Below are 19757 nucleotides of genomic sequence, written 5' to 3'. Positions count from 1 at the left end.
CAGATGATCGGACCGATGACCGGAACGGGTCGTGTCAGCTGCGTCCCTGGTACTTCGCGGAGGCGGTCCGGGTGGCGCCGAGCTTCTTGTAGAGCCGGGCTCCGGGGCACGAGGTGGCGAAGCCGTCCCGGTGTCCGGAGATGACGTTGAGCCTGACCTTCCTGCCCTTCTTGTACAGGTTTCCGCCCCCGGAGGTCAGGGTGGTGGTGCCACGCGGGTTGGCCCCGAACAGCCCCAGCTTCCACGCCGTCAGACGGGCGACGGCGGTCACCGCGGCCGCCGGCGGGGTGCTCGAACCGAAGGTGCCGAGGACGGCGATGCCCATGCTGTTCGTGTTGAAACCGCGGGTGTGGGCGCCGAGGACGGGCTTGGACACTCCCCCGGCCCGGCCTTCGTAGATGTTTCCGCACTTGTCGACGGCGAAGTTGTAGCCGAAGTCGCGCCAGCCGCTGCTCACCACGTGGTAGCGGTAGATACTGCGCAGGACGGAGGGGGCCTGCTTGCAGGTGTAGTTGTTGCCGGTCGCGCTGTGGTGGACGAAGGCGGCCTTCACCTTCTTCGTGTACACGAACTTCTTCTCGCGCAGCCGCTCGTCGGCGCCCCAGCCCTTCCGGGTGATGATCCGGGGGCGGGGTCCGATGTACGGCTTGGCGCGGAGCGCGAGGTTCTCCGCGTACAGCGCCCGGGTCTCGTCCTGCGAGAGCGCCGGGATCACGGTCCCCTCGGCGGCGGCGAGGGACACGCTCCGCACCCCGTCCGCCGCGTCGTCGGAGACGGCCGCGGCGGCGGCCGAGGCCGCCTCCACCGCGCGGTCGGCCGCCGGATCGGCCGGGACCTCGGCCCAGGCCTCCGCCGCCGGGTCCTCGCCCGGGTCGACGAGTTCCAGGTGCAGGCCCTCCGGCAGCGCCGCGGCGCGTTCGGCGCGGACGCGCACCTCGACGCCGTCCGAGTCGCCCACCCACAGCGGGGCGGTCGCGCCGCGCACCGGGCCGGACGCGCGCTCGGCGGTGCCGGGGTCGGCGGCGTGTTCGAGGTTGTGGGTCTCCACGTCCTGCCACTCCGACCAGGCCGTGCCGCCGGTGGCCCGGGTCCGCACCTGGACGGTGCCGTGCAGCTCGGTCTCGGCGTCGTCCCAGACGACACCGACCAGCGAGAACGGTCTGACGTCCCGTCGGGTCAGCCCCTGCACGGCTGCGGAGCCGGCCACACGCGGGCCGCCGAGGTTGCCCAGTGCGAGCGACTGGGTCCCCCCGGCCGGGGAGTCGGGCGCGCGCGACGAGGCCGCCGGGGCGGACGCGCGGGAGAGCGGGTCGGAGGGCGGCGGCGCCGCCGCACCGGCCGCGGGAGCGAGAGGGAGGACGAGGGCAGCCGTGCACACGACGCCGATGGAGGTAGCAAGGTAGGCACGCATGTGGCGATCGTGGGCGGCCGGCGGCCGTTCCGCTCGGCGGGAGCCCGGCCCGAAACTGACGGCCCGTCGGTCCGACCGGAGGACGGGGTCACCGGTACGGCGGCCCCCCGCGTCCCCTGCCGCGTACCCTTGCGCGCGTGAACGCCACCGACCGCACCCCCGCCGACCTGCTGCGATCCGCGCTCGCCGCGGACCCGGCCCGCCCCTTGGTCACCTTCTACGACGACGCCACCGGTGAGCGCGTCGAATTGTCCGTGGCCACCTTCGCCAATTGGGTGGCGAAGACCGCCAACCTTCTTCAGGGCGAGCTCTCCGCCGAGCCGGGCGACCGGCTGGCGCTGCTGCTGCCGGCCCACTGGCAGACCGCCGTCTGGCTGCTGGCCTGCTCGTCCGTCGGCGTGACCGCCGAGATCGGCGGCGACCCGGCCGGCGCCGACCTGGTGGTCGCCGGTCCGGACCGGCTCGACGAGGGCCTCGCCTGCTCCGGGGAGCGGATCGCGCTGTCGCTCGCCCCGCTCGGCCGCCGCTTCCCGGCCGCGCCGGCCGGGTACGCCGACTACGCGGTCGAGGTGCCGAGCCAGGGCGACCGGTTCGCCCCGTTCGTCCCCGTCGACCCGGACTCCCGCGCGCTCGTCGTCGACGGCGTCGAGCTGACGGAGGCCCAGCTCGTGGAGCGGGCGCGGGCGGACGCGGAGGCGCTCGGCCTGGGCCCCGGGGCCCGGCTGCTCTCGGGCCGCCCGTACGACTCCTGGGAGGGCGTCTCGGCCGGGCTGTACGCGCCGCTGGCGGCCGGCGGCTCGGTCGTGCTGTGCCGGAACCTGGACCTGCTCGACGCGGACGGGCTGGCGAAGCGGGTGGAGAGCGAGCGGGTGACACGCACCGCGGAGTGACGCGTACGGCGGGTCCCGTGTACGACGCGTAGGACGCGTACGGCGACCGACCCGTACCGCCGCCCGCCCGCCGCCCCGCCATTCACCCGCCCGTCGCCCGCTGTCGTCCGACCGGCGAACGTCCGCCACCCGTACGGCGCAGCGACGCGCCGACTCCCCGGGCCTGCACGTCAACGCCGGTACATGATCGGCGGGTACGCGCCGCAGACCCCTCGACGGACGGGACCCAGACGTGACGGACAGTGCAGGCACGCCCGCCGGGCCGGAAGGGCCGGCGGGCGACGGGGAGCCGGGCACCGGCGCGGACGGCCCGGAGCCGGGCACCCCCGCGCGGAAGCGGCACTGGCTGCGCTGGACGGCCCTCGGCTGCTCGGTGGTCCTGCTGGGCGCGGCCGCCACCGGCTGGTGGCTGTACCGCAAGCTCGACGGCAACATCACGACGGACACCTCCGCCGAGGCCGAGCTGCGCGCCTACGAGAAGGAGCGCCCCAGCCCCGGGGCGCTCGGCGCGCAGAACATCCTGATGATCGGCTCCGACACCCGCTCGGGGAAGGGCAACCGCAAGTACGGCCGCGACAAGGGCACCCAGCGCTCGGACACCACGATCCTGCTGCATCTGTCGGCGGGCCGGAAGCGCGCGACGGCGGTCTCGGTGCCGCGCGACCTGATGGTCTGGATCCCGAGCTGCCGCGCGGCGGACGGGACGCGCACCCGGGAGCAGTTCGCCCAGTTCAACTGGGCCTACGAGTTCGGCGGGACGGCGTGCACGATCCGCACCCTGGAGCGGCTGACCGGGATCCGGATCGACCACCACATGGTGGTGGACTTCCGCGGCTTCAAGAAGATGGTCGACGCGGTGGACGGGGTGGAGGTCTGCCTGAAGGAGCCGGTGAACGACCCGGACGCACATCTGAAGCTGCCGGCCGGACGGCAGACGCTCCGGGGCGAGCAGGCGCTGGGCTTCGTGCGGGCCCGCAAGTCGCTCGGCAACGGCAGTGACACCGAACGCATGGACCGCCAGCAGCAGTTCCTCGGCGCACTCGTCAACAAGGTGCAGAGCAACGGCGTCCTGTTGAATCCCACGAAGCTGTACCCGGTGCTCGACGCGGCGACGAAGGCGATCACCACCGATCCCGGGCTCGGCTCGCTGCGCGACCTCTACGACCTGGCGCGTTCGATGCGGAGCGTGCCGACGGACAAGGTGCAGTTCCTGACGGTGCCGAGGCGGCCCTACACGTACGACCCGAACCGGGACGAACTGGTTCAACCCGCCGCGAACGAACTGTTCAAGCGGCTTCGCGAGGACGCACCGGTGGTCGTCGCGCCGGGCAGCGAGGACGGGGAGCGGGCCGCGGCCGACGGCAAGCCGGACGACACGGGCAGCCGGAGCCCCGAGCCGGCGCCGACCTTCTCGGGGCGCAACGCCGCCGAGGGGGCGTGCTCGTGACGTGTTCGCTCCGTCACGCGCAGGCGCGCAGGTAAAGCGATGTCCAAGCCGTGCCCCACAGGAAACGGTGTTTGGGCAAATTGCCCGGTTGTAAGGTGCGTGGAATTTGTCACGGACGTCGCCCCACGCTGAACTGGGCGGATAGTGTGACGCGATCCGGTGCTACGACCGCGTGGTCGCGCACTCTGATGATCGAACGAACGGAGCGCCCGCCGGGGGAGGCGCCTCGCGTGGCACCGACGGAGGACTCAAGCAACCGTGGACGCGCACAGCCGTGGACGGGCGGACGAGATCGATCCCGCCGACCAGTGGGTCCTCAACCCGCGGACAGGCAACTACGAACTGCGACTGGACCGTTCCGCTGGGCAGTCGGCACCCGTCTCCCGCCCGCGCGGCGTGACCCCACCGGGCCCCAGAACGCCGGACCGTACGCGTGGCGGTGAGCGGCGTCCCGGCGCCGCCGACGCCCCACCGGTCCCCGGCCAGCGTCGGCGCAGGGTCGCCGAGGGGCACGGCGGCGACGGGCCGCCGGCCGGCCGCCGCAAGCGCAGGCCGGCGAAGTCCCGCAAGAAGAAGGCCCTGATGTGGACCGGCGGCGTGACGGCCTTCGTCGTCGTCGCGGGCGCCGTGGGCGCGTACGCGCTCTACGAGCACTTCAACGGGAACATCAAGACCATCGACGTGCCCTCGGCCAGCGGCGGGTTCAAGAAGGGCCAGGCCTTCAACATCCTGCTGATCGGCACGGACAAGCGGACCGGCTCCGGCAACGCGGGCTACGGCGACAAGAACAGCCCGGGTCACGCCGACACCACGATCCTGTTCCACGTCTCCGCGGACCGGACGAACGCCACGGCGATGTCGATCCCGCGCGACCTGAAGACGGACATCCCGGACTGCGAGACCAGGACGGCGGAGGGCACGAAGGTCATCCCCGGCGATCAGGACGTCCGGTTCAACACCAGCCTCGGCCAGGCGGGACGCGACCCCGGCTGCACGATGAAGACGGTCCAGGAGCTCACCGGGCTGACCGTCGACCACTTCATGATGGCCGACTTCAACGCCGTCAAGGAGATGACGACGGCCGTCGGCGGCGTGAAGGTCTGCCTGAAGAAGCCGGTCAAGGACAAGGACTCGCATCTGAACCTGCCGGCCGGTGAGTCCACCGTCGCGGGCGAGCAGGCGCTGGCCTTCGTACGCACCCGGCACAGCTTCGGCAACGAGAGCGACCTGGACCGCATCAAGGTCCAGCAGCAGTTCCTGAGTTCGATGATCCGTCAGATGAAGTCGGACGAGACGCTGACCAGCCCGACCAAGCTGTACGGGCTCGCCGAGGCGGCCACCAACGCGCTGACCGTCGACACCGGGATAGGGAGCATCTCCAAGCTCTCCGACCTGGCCAAGGAACTCACCCCGATCGACCCGAAGAACATCACCTTCGCGACGCTGCCGGTCGTCGACAACCCGGCCGAGAAGATCAAGGCGACGGTCGTTCCGCACCCCGAGAAGGCGGAGCAGCTGTTCGCGCTGATGAAGTCGGACACCTCGCTCACCGAGGTGAAGAAGAAGGAACAGGACGCCAAGAACGCCAAGGCGAACGCCCAGGCCGCGCTTCTTCAGGGGCCGCGCGCCGAAACCGCCAAGGTGCGGGTGGACGTCTACAACGGCAGCGGCATCCAGGGCGCGGCGCAGAACACCATCAACTGGCTGCAGAACGAGCAGGGTGTGTCGCGTTCCACGAACAAGAGCAACGCCCCGGAGAAGGCGGCGCTGACGACCCTGACGTACGCCCCGAACCAGGCCGACCAGGCCCGCAAGCTCGCGGACCTGATGGGCCTGCCCGCCACGGCACTCAAGCCGGGCACGGCGGACGCGGGGCCGATGGAGCCGATGACGCTGATCCTGGGCGCGGACTTCAAGGGCGCGGGGGTGCCCATCACCGGACCGGCGAAGGTGCCGGACATCGACAAGGTTGAAGCAGACAAGAAGGTGTGCGCCGCGTGACCCCGGAAATCCCGGGCCGCGGGCGCGCCTGATCACCGAGGGGGCCTGGGGTGGGCAACAAAAGCGTGCGTAGGGAGGGGGCGCGGGAACGCGTTCCGCACGCCCGTGAACACGGCTGGGACGACAGCCTGTACGAGGACGGCGGCACCATGGGCCTCCGCGTACGTGGCGGTGGTTCCGGGGACGGATCGGACGGCGACGTCGGCGGCGGTACGGGCCACCGGCGCGGCGGCCCGCGCCGCCGTGCCAAGAAGTCCGGCAAACGCCGGATATTCAAGTGGGTGGCGGCCGTGCTGTCGCTGCTGATACTCGGCACGGCCGGCGCGGGGTACCTGTACTACCAGCACCTCAACAGCAACCTGCGCGGCGGCGGCCGCAGCGGCGGCGACAGCGGCGTGAAGAAGGCCGCGCCGAACGCGCTCGGCAACACCCCGCTGAACATCCTGCTGATCGGCTCCGACGACCGGAGCGACCCGCGCAACGTCAAGCTGGGCGGCGGCAAGGACCTGCGCAACCAGCAGCCGCTCGCGGACGTGCAGATGCTCGTGCACATCTCCGCGGACCGGAAGAGCGCCTCCACCGTCTCCATTCCGCGCGACACGATCGTCAAGATCCCGAAGTGCACGGACGCCAAGGGCAAGACGTACGCCGCGACGACGACCCGGCCGATCAACGAGACGCTGGGGCGCGGTGGTCCGGGCTGCACCCTCACCACCTGGGAGTCGCTCACCGGGGTCTACATCGACCACTGGATGATGATCGACTTCGCCGGTGTGGTCTCCATGGCGGACGAGGTCGGCGGCGTCCCGGTCTGCGTCGAGACCGGCGTGTACGACAAGCCGACCCGGATGGTGAAGGGCGGCTCAGGTCTGAAGCTGAAGAAGGGCACCACCGAGGTCAAGGGCGAGCAGGCCCTCCAGTGGCTGCGCACCCGGCACGCCTGGGGCAACGACCAGGGCCGTGCCAAGGCGCAGCACATGTACATGAACGGCATGTTCGAGAAGCTGCAGAAGCAGAACGCCTGGACCGACACGGGCCAGCTGCTCGGCCTCGCCGAGACGGCCACGAAGGCGCTCCAGGTCTCCGACGAGATCCGCTCGGTGAAGTCGCTCTTCGATCTGTCGATGCAGCTGAAGAACGTGAAGCTGAACCGGATGACGACGGCCACGGTCCCGACGGTCGAGTCCAGGATCGACGACCAGAAGCTGGAAATGGTCCCGAGCAAGGCCGAGAAGATCTGGGGGATGCTCCGCGAGGACGTCGCCTTCGACAAGAACGGCGACCCGAAGGACGCCGCGAAGCCGTCCGCCCCGGCGACGCCGAGCGGCCCGCCCGCCGCGGCACCGGCCTCGGTCGGGGTGACGGTGATCAACGGCACCGGTGTGGACGGCCAGCAGCCGGTCAAGGGCCGGGCCCGCGGAGTCGCGGAGACGCTGCAGGGCAAGGGCTTCACGAAGGCCGAGTCGTCGCAGAGCGCGGAGCCGCGCAAGGACTCGGTGGTCAAGTACGCCAAGGACGCCGGCGCGCAGGGCAAGTCGGACGCCCTGTCGGTCGCGACCGCGCTCGGGCTGCCGGCCACGGCCGTCAAGGCGGACGCCGACGTGACCGGGGTCACCGTGGTGATCGGCGCGGACTGGCGCGAGGGCACCGCGTACAAGCAGCAGAAGCCCGAGGCCGGTGACCTGCCGGAGGGCTCGGACGTCGTCCGGGCCGACGAGAAGAAGTGCATGCCGGTGTACTCGGTCTACCGCTGGGACGGCAAGAGCTGACCCGGTCGCGGTGAACGCGAAGAGGCCGCCCGGTGCATGACGCACCGGGCGGCCTCTCGCGTGTGGTTTCGTTCCGGGTTGCCGGGTCAGGCGTCGGTCGTCGCCCGCACCGCCGGGCGGCGGCTCGCGATGACCTTCTTCGCCAGCGCGCGGGGGCTGGTGAGGAAGCCGTAGCCCCACGACATGTGCATGGTCGCCATCGCCACCGGGATCTGCAGCCGGGCCTTCAGCGGCAGGCCCTTGCCCGCCGGCAGCGAGCCGACCGTGATCGCGGCGAGGTAGCCGGCCGGGATCACGAAGCCGAGCGGGCTGACCGCCGCGCCGACCACGAGGCCCGCGGCGATCGCGCAGACCGCCGTCGGCGGGGCGAGGTAGCGGAGGTTGATCGAACCCTGGTGGTAGCGGGCCACCACGTGCCGCCAACGCCCGTAGTCCTTGTACTGCTTGGCCAGCGCCCGCACGCTGGGCCGCGGCCGGTACTGGACCCGCAGCTCGGGCGAGAACCAGATCAGGCCGCCCGCCTCGCGGATCCGGAAGTTCAGCTCCCAGTCCTGGGCGCGGATGAACTCCACGTTGTAGCCGTCCTGCTGCTCCAGCGCCTCGCGGCGGAAGACACCCAGGTACACGGTCTCGGCCGGGCCGGCGGTGCCGCCGGTGTGGAAGGCCGCGTTGCCGACGCCGATCTTCGAGGTCATCGCGGCGGCGACCGCGTGCTCCCAGTCGTTCTCGCCCTCGGCGTGCATGATCCCGCCGACGTTCTGCGCGCCGGTCTCCTCCAGGAGCCGGACGGCGGTGGCGATGTAGTTCGGCGACAGCATGCCGTGCCCGTCGACGCGTACCACGATCGGGTGGCGGGACGCCTTGATCGCCGCGTTGAGCGCGGCGGGCGTACGGCCCGTGGGATTGGGCACGGTGTGGACGCGGGGGTCCTCGGCGACGAGTTCGGCGGCGATCTCGTCGGTGCGGTCCGTGGACGGCCCGAGCGCGATCACCACCTCCATCTCGCCGTCGTACTCCTGCTCGAGGATGTGGCGGACCGAGTTGCGCAGGTGCCGCTCCTCATTGAGGACCGGCATGATCACGGAGACGGGAGGCGTGGCGTTCATTGCCCGCCACGTTACCGCGAACGGGGGACACGGTCGCGCGCCGCGGGGGCCGGTGCCCGCTGTCGCTGATCGTATGGGCCTACGGTTCACACGGTCCCCCTTCACCCAAGCGGAGGTGCCCCCGGTGCCCACACCGCCCCGCCCACCCCGTCCCCGGCCGGCCGGCCGTCGTCCCGCCCCGGCCCGCCGCGTCAGACGGGAAGAGCGGCCCCGGTGGGGGATGCGGATGGCGACGACGCTGTCGGTGCTGGTCCTGGCCGCCGGCGGGATCGGGCACGCCCTGATGACCGGCCTGGACACGGGCATCGACCGGGTCGACCCGTTCAAGGACATGAAGAACCGGCCCCAGGCCGGGCACGGGATGAACGTGCTGGTCGTCGGCACCGACGGCCGGGAGAAGATCACCAAGGCGGAGAAGGCGAAGTACCGGCTCGGCGGCGCGCCCTGCCACTGCACCGACACGGTCATGCTGGTGCACCTCTCCGAGGACCGGGAGCGGGCCAGTGTGGTGAGCCTGCCGCGCGACTCGTACGCCGAGATGCCCGAGCACGTCGACGGGACCACCGGCAAGCACCACGACGCGCACCCGGTGAAGCTGAACGCCGCGTACGCGGAGGGCGGGCCCGCGCTGACGGTACGGACCGTCGAGAACATGACCGGCGTCAAGATCGACCACTATCTGGAGGTCGACTTCACCAGCTTCATGAGGACGGTGGACGCGGTCGGCGGCGTGGAGATCTGCACCGCGAAGCCGATGAAGGACTCGTACACCGGCCTCGACATGCCTGCGGGCCGGCACCGGCTGAGCGGCGGGCAGGCGCTTCAGTACGTCCGCTCGCGGCACGTCGACGGGGCCGCGGACCTGGGCAGGATGCAGCGCCAGCAGCGCTTCCTGGCGGCCCTGATCAAAAAGATCACCAGCAATGGGGTGCTGCTGAACCCGGTGCGGTTCCGCGAGGTGGCCACCAGCGTGCTCGGCGCGGTCCGGGCCGACCAGGGTTTCGGCACGGACCAGATGCTGGCGCTCGCGAAGGCGATGCGCGGTTTCGGCCCGGCGTCGTCGGAGTTCGTGTCGGTGCCGGTGGGGGACGTGAGCTTCCCGGTGAAGGGGATCGGCTCGACGGTGAAGTGGGACGCGAAGAAGGCCCGCAAGCTGTTCCGGGCGCTGCGCGAGGACAAGCCGCTCGCCCCGCACCGCGGAGGTTCGGGGCCGCGGCGGATCGTCGTGGACGTCCCGCCGCAGCAGATCCGGGTCCAGGTCTACAACGGGACCCGGACCGACGGCCTCGGCCGCAAGGTGGACGCGGCGCTGCGCGGCACCGGCTTCGACACCACCAGCGCCCCGCTGAACGGCACGGGCCCGCAGTTGCGGCGCACCCTCGTGACGTACGACCCGCGCTGGGACCGCTCGGCGCGGTCGCTGGCGGCGGCGCTGCCGGGGTGCGAGCTGAAGGCGGTCAAGGGACAGGGCCGGACGCTGCGGGTGACCGCGGGGGCGGACTACCGGGGCGTGACGCCGGTCCGGCCCGAGGAGACCCACCAGGGCGAGTTCGACGCGGTCACGGGGGACCAGGTCGTGTGCGGGTGAGCAACCGTCCCGGGACGGCTCAGTCGTCGTAGCCCTCGGCCGCGCGGCTCTCGCGGAGCTCCTTGATGGCGCGTCGACGGGCCAGGCGGTGGGTGCGGCGGATCTGCGCCTCCTGGTAGCGGCGGCGGTCCCGCTCGGTCTCGGGGATCACCGGCGGCACCGGGCGGGGCTTGCCGTCCGCGTCGACCGCGGCGAAGACCAGGTACGCGGAGCCGACCTGCTGGGCCGGGGTCGACTCGTTCCAGCGCTCGGCGAGCACCCGGACGCCGACCTCCATCGAGGACCGGCCGGTCCAGTTGACCTGCGCCTTCACATGGACCAGGTCGCCGACGCGGACGGGCTCCAGGAAGGCCATCTCGTCCATGGACGCGGTCACGGCCGGGCCGCCGGAGTGGCGGCCGGCGACGGCCCCGGCGGCGTCGTCGACGAGCTTCATGATCACGCCACCGTGCACCGTGCCCAGGAGGTTGGTGTCGTGGCTCGTCATGATGTGGCTGAGGGTGGTGCGCGACGCGGAGGTGGGCTTGCCCGGGATATCGCCCTGATCTGTCATGCCGTCCACCTTATGCCGAGCTTTGCCCCACGCTTCGGCCCGGTCACCTTTGCATCAGCTTGGCAACAGCGCCGGTCCGATTTTCCACCCGGCCTGTCCGGCCCCGAGGGCCGGACGGCACACTGTTCCGCATGAATGACTGGCAAGGCGGATACGGTCACGGCAGCCCCGGCGACGAGCCCGAGGGCCCGCGCGCGATGCGTCACGTGCAGCGTCGGCGTCCGCCCGTACCGCCGCAGCAGGGGCAGCAGCGGTACGACCAGGGCTACGGCCAGGGCCAGGGCGGCTACGACCAGGGCTACACGCAGGCCCAGGCCTCCGGCTACGACTCCGGCTACAGCAGCGGCCAGGTCTACGGCGGCCCGCAGGGCGGCGGCCGCGGCTCCGTCCCGCCGCCGCGCGACCCCTACTACGACGACGGCTACGGTCCGGCCGCGCCCGACTGGCGCCGCCGGATCAAGGTCGGCTCGATCGTGCTGGTCGTCGCCGTGCTCGCCTGGGGCGTCGGCACGTACGCCTGGGCCAGCTCGCAGATGCGCAACGAGGTCGACCTCGCCAAGGTCATCGAGCGCCCCGAGGAGGGCGACTGCACCACGTACCTGATCGTCGGCTCGGACAGCCGCGAGGGCATGTCCGCCGAGGAGAAGAAGAAGCTCCACACCGGCTCCGCCGAGGGCAAGCGGACCGACTCGATGATGATCCTCGCCGCCTGCTCCAGCGGGAACACGATGGTCTCGCTGCCGCGTGACTCGTGGGTGACGATCCCCTCGTTCGTCGGCTCCGAGTCCGGGAAGACGTACAAGGCGCGCGGTGGCTCCAAGCTGAACGCGGCGTACGCGATGGACGGGCCGGAGCTGCTGGTCCGCACGGTCGAGTTCAACACCGGGCTGCGCATCGACCACTACGCGGAGATCGGCTTCGCCGGTTTCGCGAACATCGTCGACGCGCTCGGCGGTGTCGACATGAACATCGAGAAGGGCTTCAAGGACAAGAACTCCGGCGCGAACTTCCAGGCCGGCGAGCAGACTCTGAACGGCGAGCAGGCGCTCGCGTTCGTCCGGACCCGGTACGCCTTCGCCGAGTCCGACCTGGCGCGCACGAAGAACCAGCAGAAGTTCCTCTCCGCGCTGGCCAACCAGGCGGCGACGCCGGGCACGATCCTCAACCCGTTCAAGCTGTACCCGACGCTGGGCGCCGGCCTGGACACGCTGATCGTCGACAAGGACATGTCGCTCTACGACCTCGGCAAGATGTTCTTCGCGATGAAGGGCATCAGCGGCGGCTCCGGCAAGTCCATGAACATCCCGATCTCGGGCAGCGCGCCGCAGGGGTCCCTGAAGTGGGACATGCCGAAGGTGAAGCAGCTGGTCAGCCAGATCCAGAACGACGAGCCGGTCACTGTCACGTCCAACCGCTGATGACCGGCGGGTAGCGGCCTAGCCTGGTGGGAGGGGCTCCCTCCCATCGAGGTGGTGTGCCATGACGGAGGACAGCAAGTTCTGGGCATCCGGCAACTGGCGGGTCTCCGAGGGCAAGGAGGACGAGTTCGTCGAACGGTGGACGGCCTTCCTGACCTGGACCAAGAAGGACAACGAGGGCTTCCGGTTCGCCCGGCTCATCCGTGACGCGGGCGAACCGGGCCACTTCATCTCGTTCGCGTCCTGGAGCGACGAGGAGTCGATGGCCGCCTGGAAGACCAAGCCCGAGTTCGGCGAGCACTTCGGCGCCTGCAAGGCCCTGTGCGACGAGATGCGGGCCGGCAGTTACGTCCTGGCGGTGTCCGTCTAGAGCTCCCGCTCAGTTCGCGAACGGGTTCGCGTGTCCCGGCAGCTGCTGGCCGGGGCGCAGGAACCGCTGACGTCCGTGCTCGTCGCGGACGGCGGCGAACCCGGCGGCGGTCAGCCGCTCGGTGATCTTCCGGCGCCGTACGTCACCGATCCTGAAGGCGAACAGCAGGAAGCCGGACAGGAGCGCGCCGCCGACGAGGGCGCCGAGGTAGTACCCGGCGATCAGCAGGGTCAGCACAAGGCCGGCCGTGATCGCCCAGACGAACCGCTTCTGCTTGGGGCCCGCGGCCTCGGCCGTCACGTCGAAGGCGATGCGGTCCTTGAGGTGTGCGACCGTCTGCTCGGCCTCGGGGAGCGGCTTGAGGGTGCCGGGCCGCATCCCGGGCACGGGGCCGCCCCGGCCGGCCTGCGGGAACGCGGCGATGGTGGCCGCCTCCCGCGCGCGTGCCTCGGGACGGGTGTCGCGGTACAGGCACGCGACCAGGGTCGACTTGTTGTGCCCTTCGCGCCAGGCCCCGCCGTACTCGAAGCCGTACTGCTCGACGACGGCGGCCCGCGCGGCGACGCGCCTGAGGCCGCCCATCTCGTCCCGCACCTCGACGACGTCCTGCGTGGCGATCTGCCGCAACAGACCCGACACCGTGGAATCCACGCTCATGACTCTCCCGCCCCTTTGCCTCGCGATATGCGCGGGGAGTGTAACCAGGGGCGGGAGCCACGGCGGAGGGCACCCCTCCACTTACCTCAGGGCGCCCTCGGCCCTCGCCCGGATCTCGGGCCGCAGCGAGGCGTCCGCGGCGAGACGGGCCAGGACCTCGCGGCCGTACGGGAGCTCGTTCATGTAGGTGAGCATGTACAACGCCTCCTCGGCGGCGGCATCGCACTCCACGTACCGCCGGGCGAGGTCCATCGCCCAGGGCGTGACCTCGTCGGGCCGGCGGTGGCCGAGGAACCCGAGGTGGTGGAACGCCCCGGCGGCTGTCTCCGCCCGGATCCGCGTGACCTGTCGCTCGACGAAGTCCGCGGCGCTCACGTCCAGTCCGAGGAGTTCGCACTCGCTGCGCAGCTCGGCCGTCCGCTCGTGGGTGACCTGGGTCGGATGCGGCATCAGGTCCCGCGCCACGAGGCCGATGTCGAACCACTCCGGCCGCTCCGAGTAGTCCACCTCCTCGCCCTCGTCGTCGTGGTGCCAGTCCGCCGGCGGCTCCTGCGGGACCAGCCGCCCGGCCGGCAGCAGCGCCTCCAGGACCCGTCGCAGGAGATCGGGGTCGTCCGGCCACTCGACGCCGCCGCCGTGGGGGGAGACGGGGAGGTCCCGCACCACCCCGGGCAGCAGCGGCTCCTCACCCTCGACGGCCTCGCGGGCACGGGCGCGGTTGTCCTCCCGGCGCAGCTTGATCAGCCACTCGCGCGCCCAGGCCCGGTCGTACTCGTCCACCGACGGGTCCCGCACCAGCCGCAGCAGGGCCTCCTCGCCGACCGGACGACCGAGCGTGTGCAGGAGGCTCACCGCCTCATGCGCGACGAACCGGCTCCGTACGCAGCGCTCCGCCAGGTCCGCGGCCTCGGCCTGCCCGGCGGAGTCCAGGTCGCCGGCCTCCAGGTGCTTCTCGAGGGACCACCACGCTTCGTGGGCGGAGGACGACAACCGCTGCCGCTCCCGCTGGCTCTCGAACTTCTGCCGGTACTCCTGCGGGAGCTCCACCTCCGGATCGCGCAGGAACCGCTCGTACAGGTCCTGCATCTCGTCCGTCCAGCCGTACCCGACGGGTGGCAGGGCGGCGAGCGCCGCTGCCACCACGTCGAGCTCGGAACGTCCGTTCGTCACGTCACTTCCAGGTATTTCATGGCCGTAGCCGGGTCCTTCATCTTGCCGGTCATCCGAGCCTCGTACTTCTCCGACTCCGACTTGGCGTTCCACTTGTCGTTCATCTGCTTGAGCTGGGACGGCGAGAGGTCCCAGCCGCCGACGCGGATGCCGACGTCGTTCTGCGCCATGTGAGTCGCGGGGGTGCCCTCGGGCCGCGTCTTGGGCACACCGTTCCGCTTGTCCGTCTTGCTCTGGTGGTTGTACTGGAACTCGTCGAAGATCTTGTCCCAGCGCTCCGTGCTGCCGAGCTCGTAGCGGGCCTTGCGGCCGGGTTCCGCCTTCTGCCAGTCGCCGAGTCGCTTGACCTGAGCGGGGACGGACGCCTGGGTGGCCGCGTTCGCCTTGTTCTTGACCTCGACCACGTTGACGGTGCCGTCCTTGCCCCGGTACAGGACGTCGGCATCGGGGATGCCCTGGATGTCGAACTCGCCGCCCTTTCCGTCCGGCATGACCGAGCGCTTCTTGTTGTCTCCCACACCCGAGTACACGGTGGCGGCGGGATCCGCCTCGTTCGCGGCGACGCGCTGGGTGATGTTGGCCTCGGCCAGGTTCTCGGCCAGCTTGTCGGAATCCTTGGCGTTCATCACGTTCTCGGACAGCTTCTGACGGCTGAGCGGTTCGATGTTCTTCTGCCGCGTCAGCTGCGTGAGGTCGTCGATCGCGTCGGCCGCCTCCTTCTTCCCGATCTCCTTCTTGGCCGGGTCCGGGTTGTCCTTCGCCCGGTTCAGCAGGCCGTCCAGGAGCTGCGGCTGGGTGTTGACGCCCTCGTTCCTCTTGGCGTCCTTCAAGGCCTCGCGGAGGATGTCCGCACGCGCGTCCAGGACCTTCTGCTGCGCGTCGACGGCGTCCTTGGCGTCGTCCTCGTCGCACGACTTCCTGGCGAACACGATGGCGCGCACCTGGGAGGACGCGAGGACGCCGTGGCCGGAGCCGGGCACGCCGAAGCTGCCGTGCGAGCCGTCCCGCTCCCCGTACGGGACGCGCACCCGGCCGCCCAGGGCGATCTTGCAGCCGCCCTGCTCTGCCTTCTTGCGCGCCTCGCTGGCGTGCCCCTGCGCGATGTCGGCCTGGTTGCGGGCCTCGTCGAAGTCACCCTTCTCGGCGGCCTTGCGGGCCTTGTCGGCGGCTTCGCCGGCCGCGTCGAGGGGCGAGGGCTTCTTGCCGTCGACGTCGCCCTTGTCCTTGCCGACCTTCTTGAGGTTCTTGAAGTTCTTGATCGTCTTCGGGCTGGTGATGCCCACGAGGTTGAGGGCCGTGTTGCCGATCGCGGCGCCGTAGTTGCCCTTCTTCCAGTTCTCCTTGTCGACGAACATGTCGGTGGCGAGGTCGGAGACGAAGCCCGTTGGCGTACCGAAGACCTCGAGTCCGGCCTCCAGGTAGTCCCCGTCGCTCCAGGCGTCGGATATGCGGTCGCCGCGCTCGGAGAACCAGTCCGTGGTGTAGTCCTTGAGGCCCACGACGGCGCCCTTGATCTCGCCCGCCGGGTCCGAGATGAAGTCGCCGACCCCCTTGGTGAAATTCTTCGCCGGTGACACGAAGAACCCGCGGAAGTGATCGCCGAAGGTCTTGTCGTGCCGCTCGTTGTCGGCGGCCCACTCGTCGAGGCCGAAGGGGAGGCTGAGACCGGGTCCGGTCTCCCACGGCCCGGGAGCGAGCTGGACCGGGCCGTCGCCCGACATCGTGGCGAGGTTGGAATCGCCCGGCTTCGTCCCGCCCGCGGGCTTGGCCCCGCCCACGGGTTTCGTCCCGCCCTCCGGCTTCGCGCCGTCGCCCGCGGGGCCCTCGTCCGGGCCCTCGGCCACCGGGTCCGAGCCGTCGCCCTCACCGTCGCCCGAGCCGCCGCAGTCGCCGCCGCCCGTGACGGTGCAGATCGCCTGGCTGAACCGCGACGAGAGCTCCGGGCCCATGTTGGTGGCCAGGAGAGCGGCGATGATGGCGACCACGATCAGCGTCAGGCCGACGTACTCGAGGCTGTTCTGGCCCTCGTCCCGCGACCGCCACAGGATCATCCGGGCGAAGCTGAACGGCCGGGGCTCCGACCGCTCGTCGGGCGGCACGACGAACCACTCCCGGGCCGCCGGGCGGCACAGCAGCACGATCAGGGTCACCGGCAGCACCAACTGCGTGAAGCCGCGCGGATCGCCGTACCGCAGCGAGCCCAGCGCCTGCAGGGCGACGACCGCGGCCACCGCGAGCAGCCCCCACCGGACGTACCGCCCGCCGGTGCGGACCCGGCGGGCCAGGACGAGGCCCGCGACGGCGGGCAGCGAGTCGTAGGTGAGCAGACCGAGCAGTTCGCCGCTGTAGTACGGCAGCATGGCCAGCACGGTCACGACGTAGACCATCGCCAGGCCGAACTGGCCGTACAGCAGCAGCTGTGCGGCGAGCACGCTCCGCGGCGCCTCCCGGCGCTTCCGCCCGGTCGCCCAGCCGACTCCACCCGCTCCGGAACCACCCGGCACGCGCGCCGCCGACCAATCCCCCCATGTAACAGACATTCCACGTACGTTAGTACGAAGAATGATCTTCAGCGTGGGCCCTCGGACCCAAAGTTGATCATGCGTGGGCCCTCAAGGGCCCACGCGGACGGACCGGTTCGCCGACAGGGTCGGTTACGGGAGGTTGCGGGCCATGACGATGCGCTGGACCTGGTTGGTGCCTTCGTAGATCTGGGTGATCTTGGCGTCGCGCATCATGCGCTCGACGGGGTAGTCGCGGGTGTAGCCGTAGCCGCCGAGGAGCTGGACGGCGTCGGTGGTGACCTCCATGGCGACGTCGGAGGCGAAGCACTTGGCCGCGGCGCCGAAGAAGGTCAGGTCGCCGTCGACACGCTCGGACTTGGCGGCGGCGGCGTAGGTGAGCTGGCGGGCGGCCTCGAGCTTCATGGCCATGTCGGCGAGCATGAACTGCACGCCCTGGAAGTCGGCGATCGGCTTGCCGAACTGCTTGCGCTCCTTGACGTAGCCCTTGGCGTAGTCGAGGGCGCCCTGGGCGATGCCGATGGCCTGGGCGGCGATGGTGATCCGGGTGTGGTCCAGGGTCTTCATCGCGGTGGCGAAACCGGTGCCCTCGGCGCCGATCATCCGGTCGGCCGGGATGCGGACGTTGTCGAGGTAGACCTCGCGGGTCGGGGAACCCTTGATGCCGAGCTTCTTCTCCGGCGCGCCGAACGACACCCCCTCGTCGGACTTCTCCACCACGAAGGCGGAGATGCCCTTGGAGCGCTTGTCGGGGTCGGTGACGGCCATCACCGTGTAGTACTCCGAGACGCCCGCGTTGGTGATCCACCGCTTCACGCCGTTCAGCACCCAGGAGTCGCCGTCGCGCACCGCGCGGGTCTTCATGCCGGCCGCGTCCGAGCCGGCGTCCGGCTCGGAGAGGGCGTAGGAGAACATCGCGTCGCCCTTGGCCAGCGGGCCGAGGTACTTGTGCTTCAGCTCCTCCGAGCCGGACAGGATCACCGGCAGCGAGCCCAGCTTGTTCACCGCGGGGATCAGGGAGGAGCTGCCGCAGGCGCGGGCGACCTCCTCGATCACGATCACCGTGGCCAGCGCGTCCGCGCCGGCGCCGCCGTAGGTCTCCGGGACGTGCACCGCGTGCAGGTCGGCCGCGACCAACGCGTCCAGCGCCTCCTGCGGGAACCGGCCCTCCTCGTCGACCGCCGCCGCGAACGGAACGATCTTCGCCTCCGCGAGCGAACGGACCGTCTCGCGGAGCATGCCGTGCTCCTCCGACGGCCGGTACAGGTCGAAATCAGCCGAACCAGACACGCGCAGTCACTCCCACAGTTGCTAACTACCGTTAAGTAACTCAAATGGTAGGGCGTGCGGGGGCCCCGGGCCAGGGCCCGACTATGCTCGGGCAGGCATTCCGCCCGACGTCACTGGAGTCCCCGCATGGCCCTCAAGATCACTGTGATCGGCACCGGCTACCTCGGCGCCACGCACGCCGCGGCGATGGCGGAGCTGGGCTTCGAGGTGCTCGGGCTCGACGTGGTCCCGGAGAAGATCGAGATGCTGTCCTCCGGCCGGGTCCCGATGTTCGAGCCGGGCCTGGAGGAGCTGCTGGCGAAGCACGTCGCCGGGATCGAGGGCTCCAGCGGGCGGCTGCGCTTCACGACCTCCTGGGAGGAGATCGGCGCGTTCGGCGACGTCCACTTCGTGTGCGTGAACACGCCGCAGAAGCACGGCGAGTACGCGTGCGACATGTCGTACGTGGACGCCGCCTTCGCCTCGCTCGCGCCGGTGCTGCGCTCGGGCGCGCTGGTCGTGGGCAAGTCGACGGTGCCGGTCGGCTCGGCCGAGCGGCTGGCGGCGACGCTGCCGGAGGGCGTCGATCTGGCGTGGAACCCGGAGTTCCTGCGCGAGGGCTTCGCCGTGGACGACACGCTGCACCCGGACCGGGTCGTGGTCGGCGTCCGGAGCGAGCGCGCGGAGAAGCTGCTGCGCGAGGTGTACGCGGTGCCGGTCGCGGAGGGCACGCCCTTCGTGGTCACGGACTACCCGACGGCGGAGCTGGTGAAGACCTCCGCGAACTCCTTCCTCGCCACGAAGATCTCCTTCATCAACGCGATGGCCGAGGTCTGCGAGGCTGCGGGCGGCGACGTGGCGAAGCTCGCGGAGGCCATCGGGTACGACGAGCGGATCGGCGCGAAGTTCCTCCGGGCCGGGGTCGGCTTCGGCGGCGGCTGCCTGCCGAAGGACATCCGCGCCTTCATGGCGCGCGCCGGTGAGCTGGGCGTGGACCAGGCGCTGACGTTCCTGCGGGAGATCGACTCGATCAACATGCGGCGCCGCGGCCAGATGGTCGAGATGGCGCGCGAGGCGGTCGGCGGCGACTCGTTCCTCGGCAAGCGGGTGGCCGTGCTCGGCGCGACGTTCAAGCCGGACTCGGACGACGTGCGGGACTCGCCGGCGCTGAACGTGGCGGGCCAGATCCAGCTGCAGGGCGGCCAGGTGACGGTGTACGACCCGAAGGGCATGGAGAACGCCCGCCGACTGTTCCCGACGCTCGCGTACGCGGCGTCCGCGGTCGAGGCGGTGCGCGGCGCGGACGTGGTGCTGCACCTGACGGAGTGGCGGGAGTTCCGCGAGCTGGACCCGGAGGAGCTGGGCGCTGTCGCGTCGTCCCGCGTCGTCCTGGACGGCCGCAACGCCCTCGACCCCACCCGCTGGCGCGAGGCCGGCTGGACGTTCCGCGCGATGGGCCGCCCCTCCGCGTAAGGCTCTGCCCGCCTGGGGGGTGTCTTCCGGATCAGGCCGGATCAGGGAGCGGCGTCTGGTGCGTGCGGGAGTCGACGCGGAGCGTTGGCGACTGACGTCAACGCGGCGTGGGG

15 protein-coding genes are annotated in these 19757 nt (G+C 71.0%); 8 read left to right on the top strand and 7 right to left on the bottom strand.

Annotation, left to right across the window (positions count from 1 at the left end; all coding sequences use genetic code 11):
• Window positions 1-34 precede the first annotated feature (34 nt).
• Window positions 35-1411: a peptidoglycan recognition protein family protein gene (locus R2D22_RS22645; protein WP_318106486.1), complete on the bottom strand. Its 1377-nt coding sequence runs from the start codon at window positions 1409-1411 to the stop codon at window positions 35-37.
• 137 nt (window positions 1412-1548) lie between these two features.
• On the opposite strand from R2D22_RS22645, the gene R2D22_RS22640 reads away from it, so the two are divergent.
• The 4 genes from R2D22_RS22640 (at window position 1549) to R2D22_RS22625 (ending at window position 7518) form a co-directional block, all read left to right on the top strand.
• Window positions 1549-2301 (top strand): TIGR03089 family protein, encoded by a 753-nt coding sequence (locus R2D22_RS22640; RefSeq protein ID WP_318106485.1) that lies wholly within the window; start codon window positions 1549-1551, stop codon window positions 2299-2301.
• A gap of 232 nt (window positions 2302-2533) precedes the next feature.
• Window positions 2534-3748 carry an LCP family protein gene (locus R2D22_RS22635; RefSeq protein WP_318106484.1) on the top strand — a complete coding sequence of 405 codons (1215 nt, stop codon included), beginning with the start codon at window positions 2534-2536 and terminating at the stop codon, window positions 3746-3748.
• 258 nt (window positions 3749-4006) lie between these two features.
• A complete protein-coding gene (locus R2D22_RS22630; RefSeq protein ID WP_318106483.1) occupies window positions 4007-5749 on the top strand; it encodes an LCP family protein in 1743 nt (580 codons plus the stop codon).
• Window positions 5750-5898: 149 nt separating this feature from the next.
• The gene (locus R2D22_RS22625; protein ID WP_318109929.1) at window positions 5899-7518 is read left to right on the top strand and encodes an LCP family protein; all 1620 of its coding nucleotides are present in this window, start codon (window positions 5899-5901) and stop codon (window positions 7516-7518) included.
• Window positions 7519-7604: 86 nt separating this feature from the next.
• On the opposite strand, the gene R2D22_RS22620 is transcribed toward R2D22_RS22625, so the two are convergent.
• Window positions 7605-8624 (bottom strand): glycosyltransferase family 2 protein, encoded by a 1020-nt coding sequence (locus R2D22_RS22620; protein ID WP_318106482.1) that lies wholly within the window; start codon window positions 8622-8624, stop codon window positions 7605-7607.
• Between the two features lie 124 nt (window positions 8625-8748).
• Between R2D22_RS22620 and R2D22_RS22615 the strand changes: the two genes are divergently transcribed.
• Window positions 8749-10212: an LCP family glycopolymer transferase gene (locus tag R2D22_RS22615; RefSeq protein ID WP_475638838.1), complete on the top strand. Its 1464-nt coding sequence runs from the start codon at window positions 8749-8751 to the stop codon at window positions 10210-10212.
• A gap of 19 nt (window positions 10213-10231) precedes the next feature.
• Here R2D22_RS22615 and R2D22_RS22610 read toward each other — a convergent pair whose 3' ends face one another.
• Entirely contained in the window at window positions 10232-10765 is a 534-nt protein-coding gene (locus R2D22_RS22610; protein WP_318106480.1) for an acyl-CoA thioesterase, read from the bottom strand.
• Window positions 10766-10896: 131 nt separating this feature from the next.
• On the opposite strand from R2D22_RS22610, the gene R2D22_RS22605 reads away from it, so the two are divergent.
• Together R2D22_RS22605 and R2D22_RS22600 are read left to right on the top strand one after the other, a co-directional pair.
• Complete coding sequence (locus R2D22_RS22605) at window positions 10897-12183, top strand: LCP family protein (protein WP_318106479.1); 1287 nt, start codon at window positions 10897-10899, stop codon at window positions 12181-12183.
• A 61-nt stretch (window positions 12184-12244) separates the two neighbouring features.
• Window positions 12245-12553, top strand: coding sequence for a putative quinol monooxygenase (locus R2D22_RS22600; protein ID WP_318106478.1), 309 nt, complete (start codon window positions 12245-12247; stop codon window positions 12551-12553).
• 9 nt (window positions 12554-12562) lie between these two features.
• Here R2D22_RS22600 and R2D22_RS22595 read toward each other — a convergent pair whose 3' ends face one another.
• The 4 genes from R2D22_RS22595 to R2D22_RS22580 form a co-directional block, all read right to left on the bottom strand.
• Window positions 12563-13210 (bottom strand): hypothetical protein, encoded by a 648-nt coding sequence (locus tag R2D22_RS22595; protein ID WP_318106477.1) that lies wholly within the window; start codon window positions 13208-13210, stop codon window positions 12563-12565.
• 81 nt (window positions 13211-13291) lie between these two features.
• Window positions 13292-14380: a hypothetical protein gene (locus R2D22_RS22590; protein WP_318106476.1), complete on the bottom strand. Its 1089-nt coding sequence runs from the start codon at window positions 14378-14380 to the stop codon at window positions 13292-13294.
• Window positions 14377-16812, bottom strand: a complete 2436-nt coding sequence (locus tag R2D22_RS22585; protein ID WP_318106475.1) for a DUF4398 domain-containing protein — start codon at window positions 16810-16812, stop codon at window positions 14377-14379. The genes R2D22_RS22590 and R2D22_RS22585 overlap by 4 nt, the downstream gene beginning before the upstream one ends.
• 222 nt (window positions 16813-17034) lie before the next feature.
• Complete coding sequence (locus tag R2D22_RS22580; protein WP_318106474.1) at window positions 17035-18192, bottom strand: acyl-CoA dehydrogenase family protein; 1158 nt, start codon at window positions 18190-18192, stop codon at window positions 17035-17037.
• A gap of 126 nt (window positions 18193-18318) precedes the next feature.
• On the opposite strand from R2D22_RS22580, the gene R2D22_RS22575 reads away from it, so the two are divergent.
• Complete coding sequence (locus R2D22_RS22575; RefSeq protein ID WP_318106473.1) at window positions 18319-19644, top strand: UDP-glucose dehydrogenase family protein; 1326 nt, start codon at window positions 18319-18321, stop codon at window positions 19642-19644.
• Window positions 19645-19757: the final 113 nt, after the last annotated feature.

It is taken from the genome of Streptomyces sp. HUAS YS2, from assembly GCF_033343995.1.
Lineage (GTDB): Bacteria > Actinomycetota > Actinomycetes > Streptomycetales > Streptomycetaceae > Streptomyces > Streptomyces solicathayae.
The sequence above is the reverse complement of the archived record's forward strand: the minus strand, read 5'-3'. Positions and strand labels throughout refer to the sequence as shown.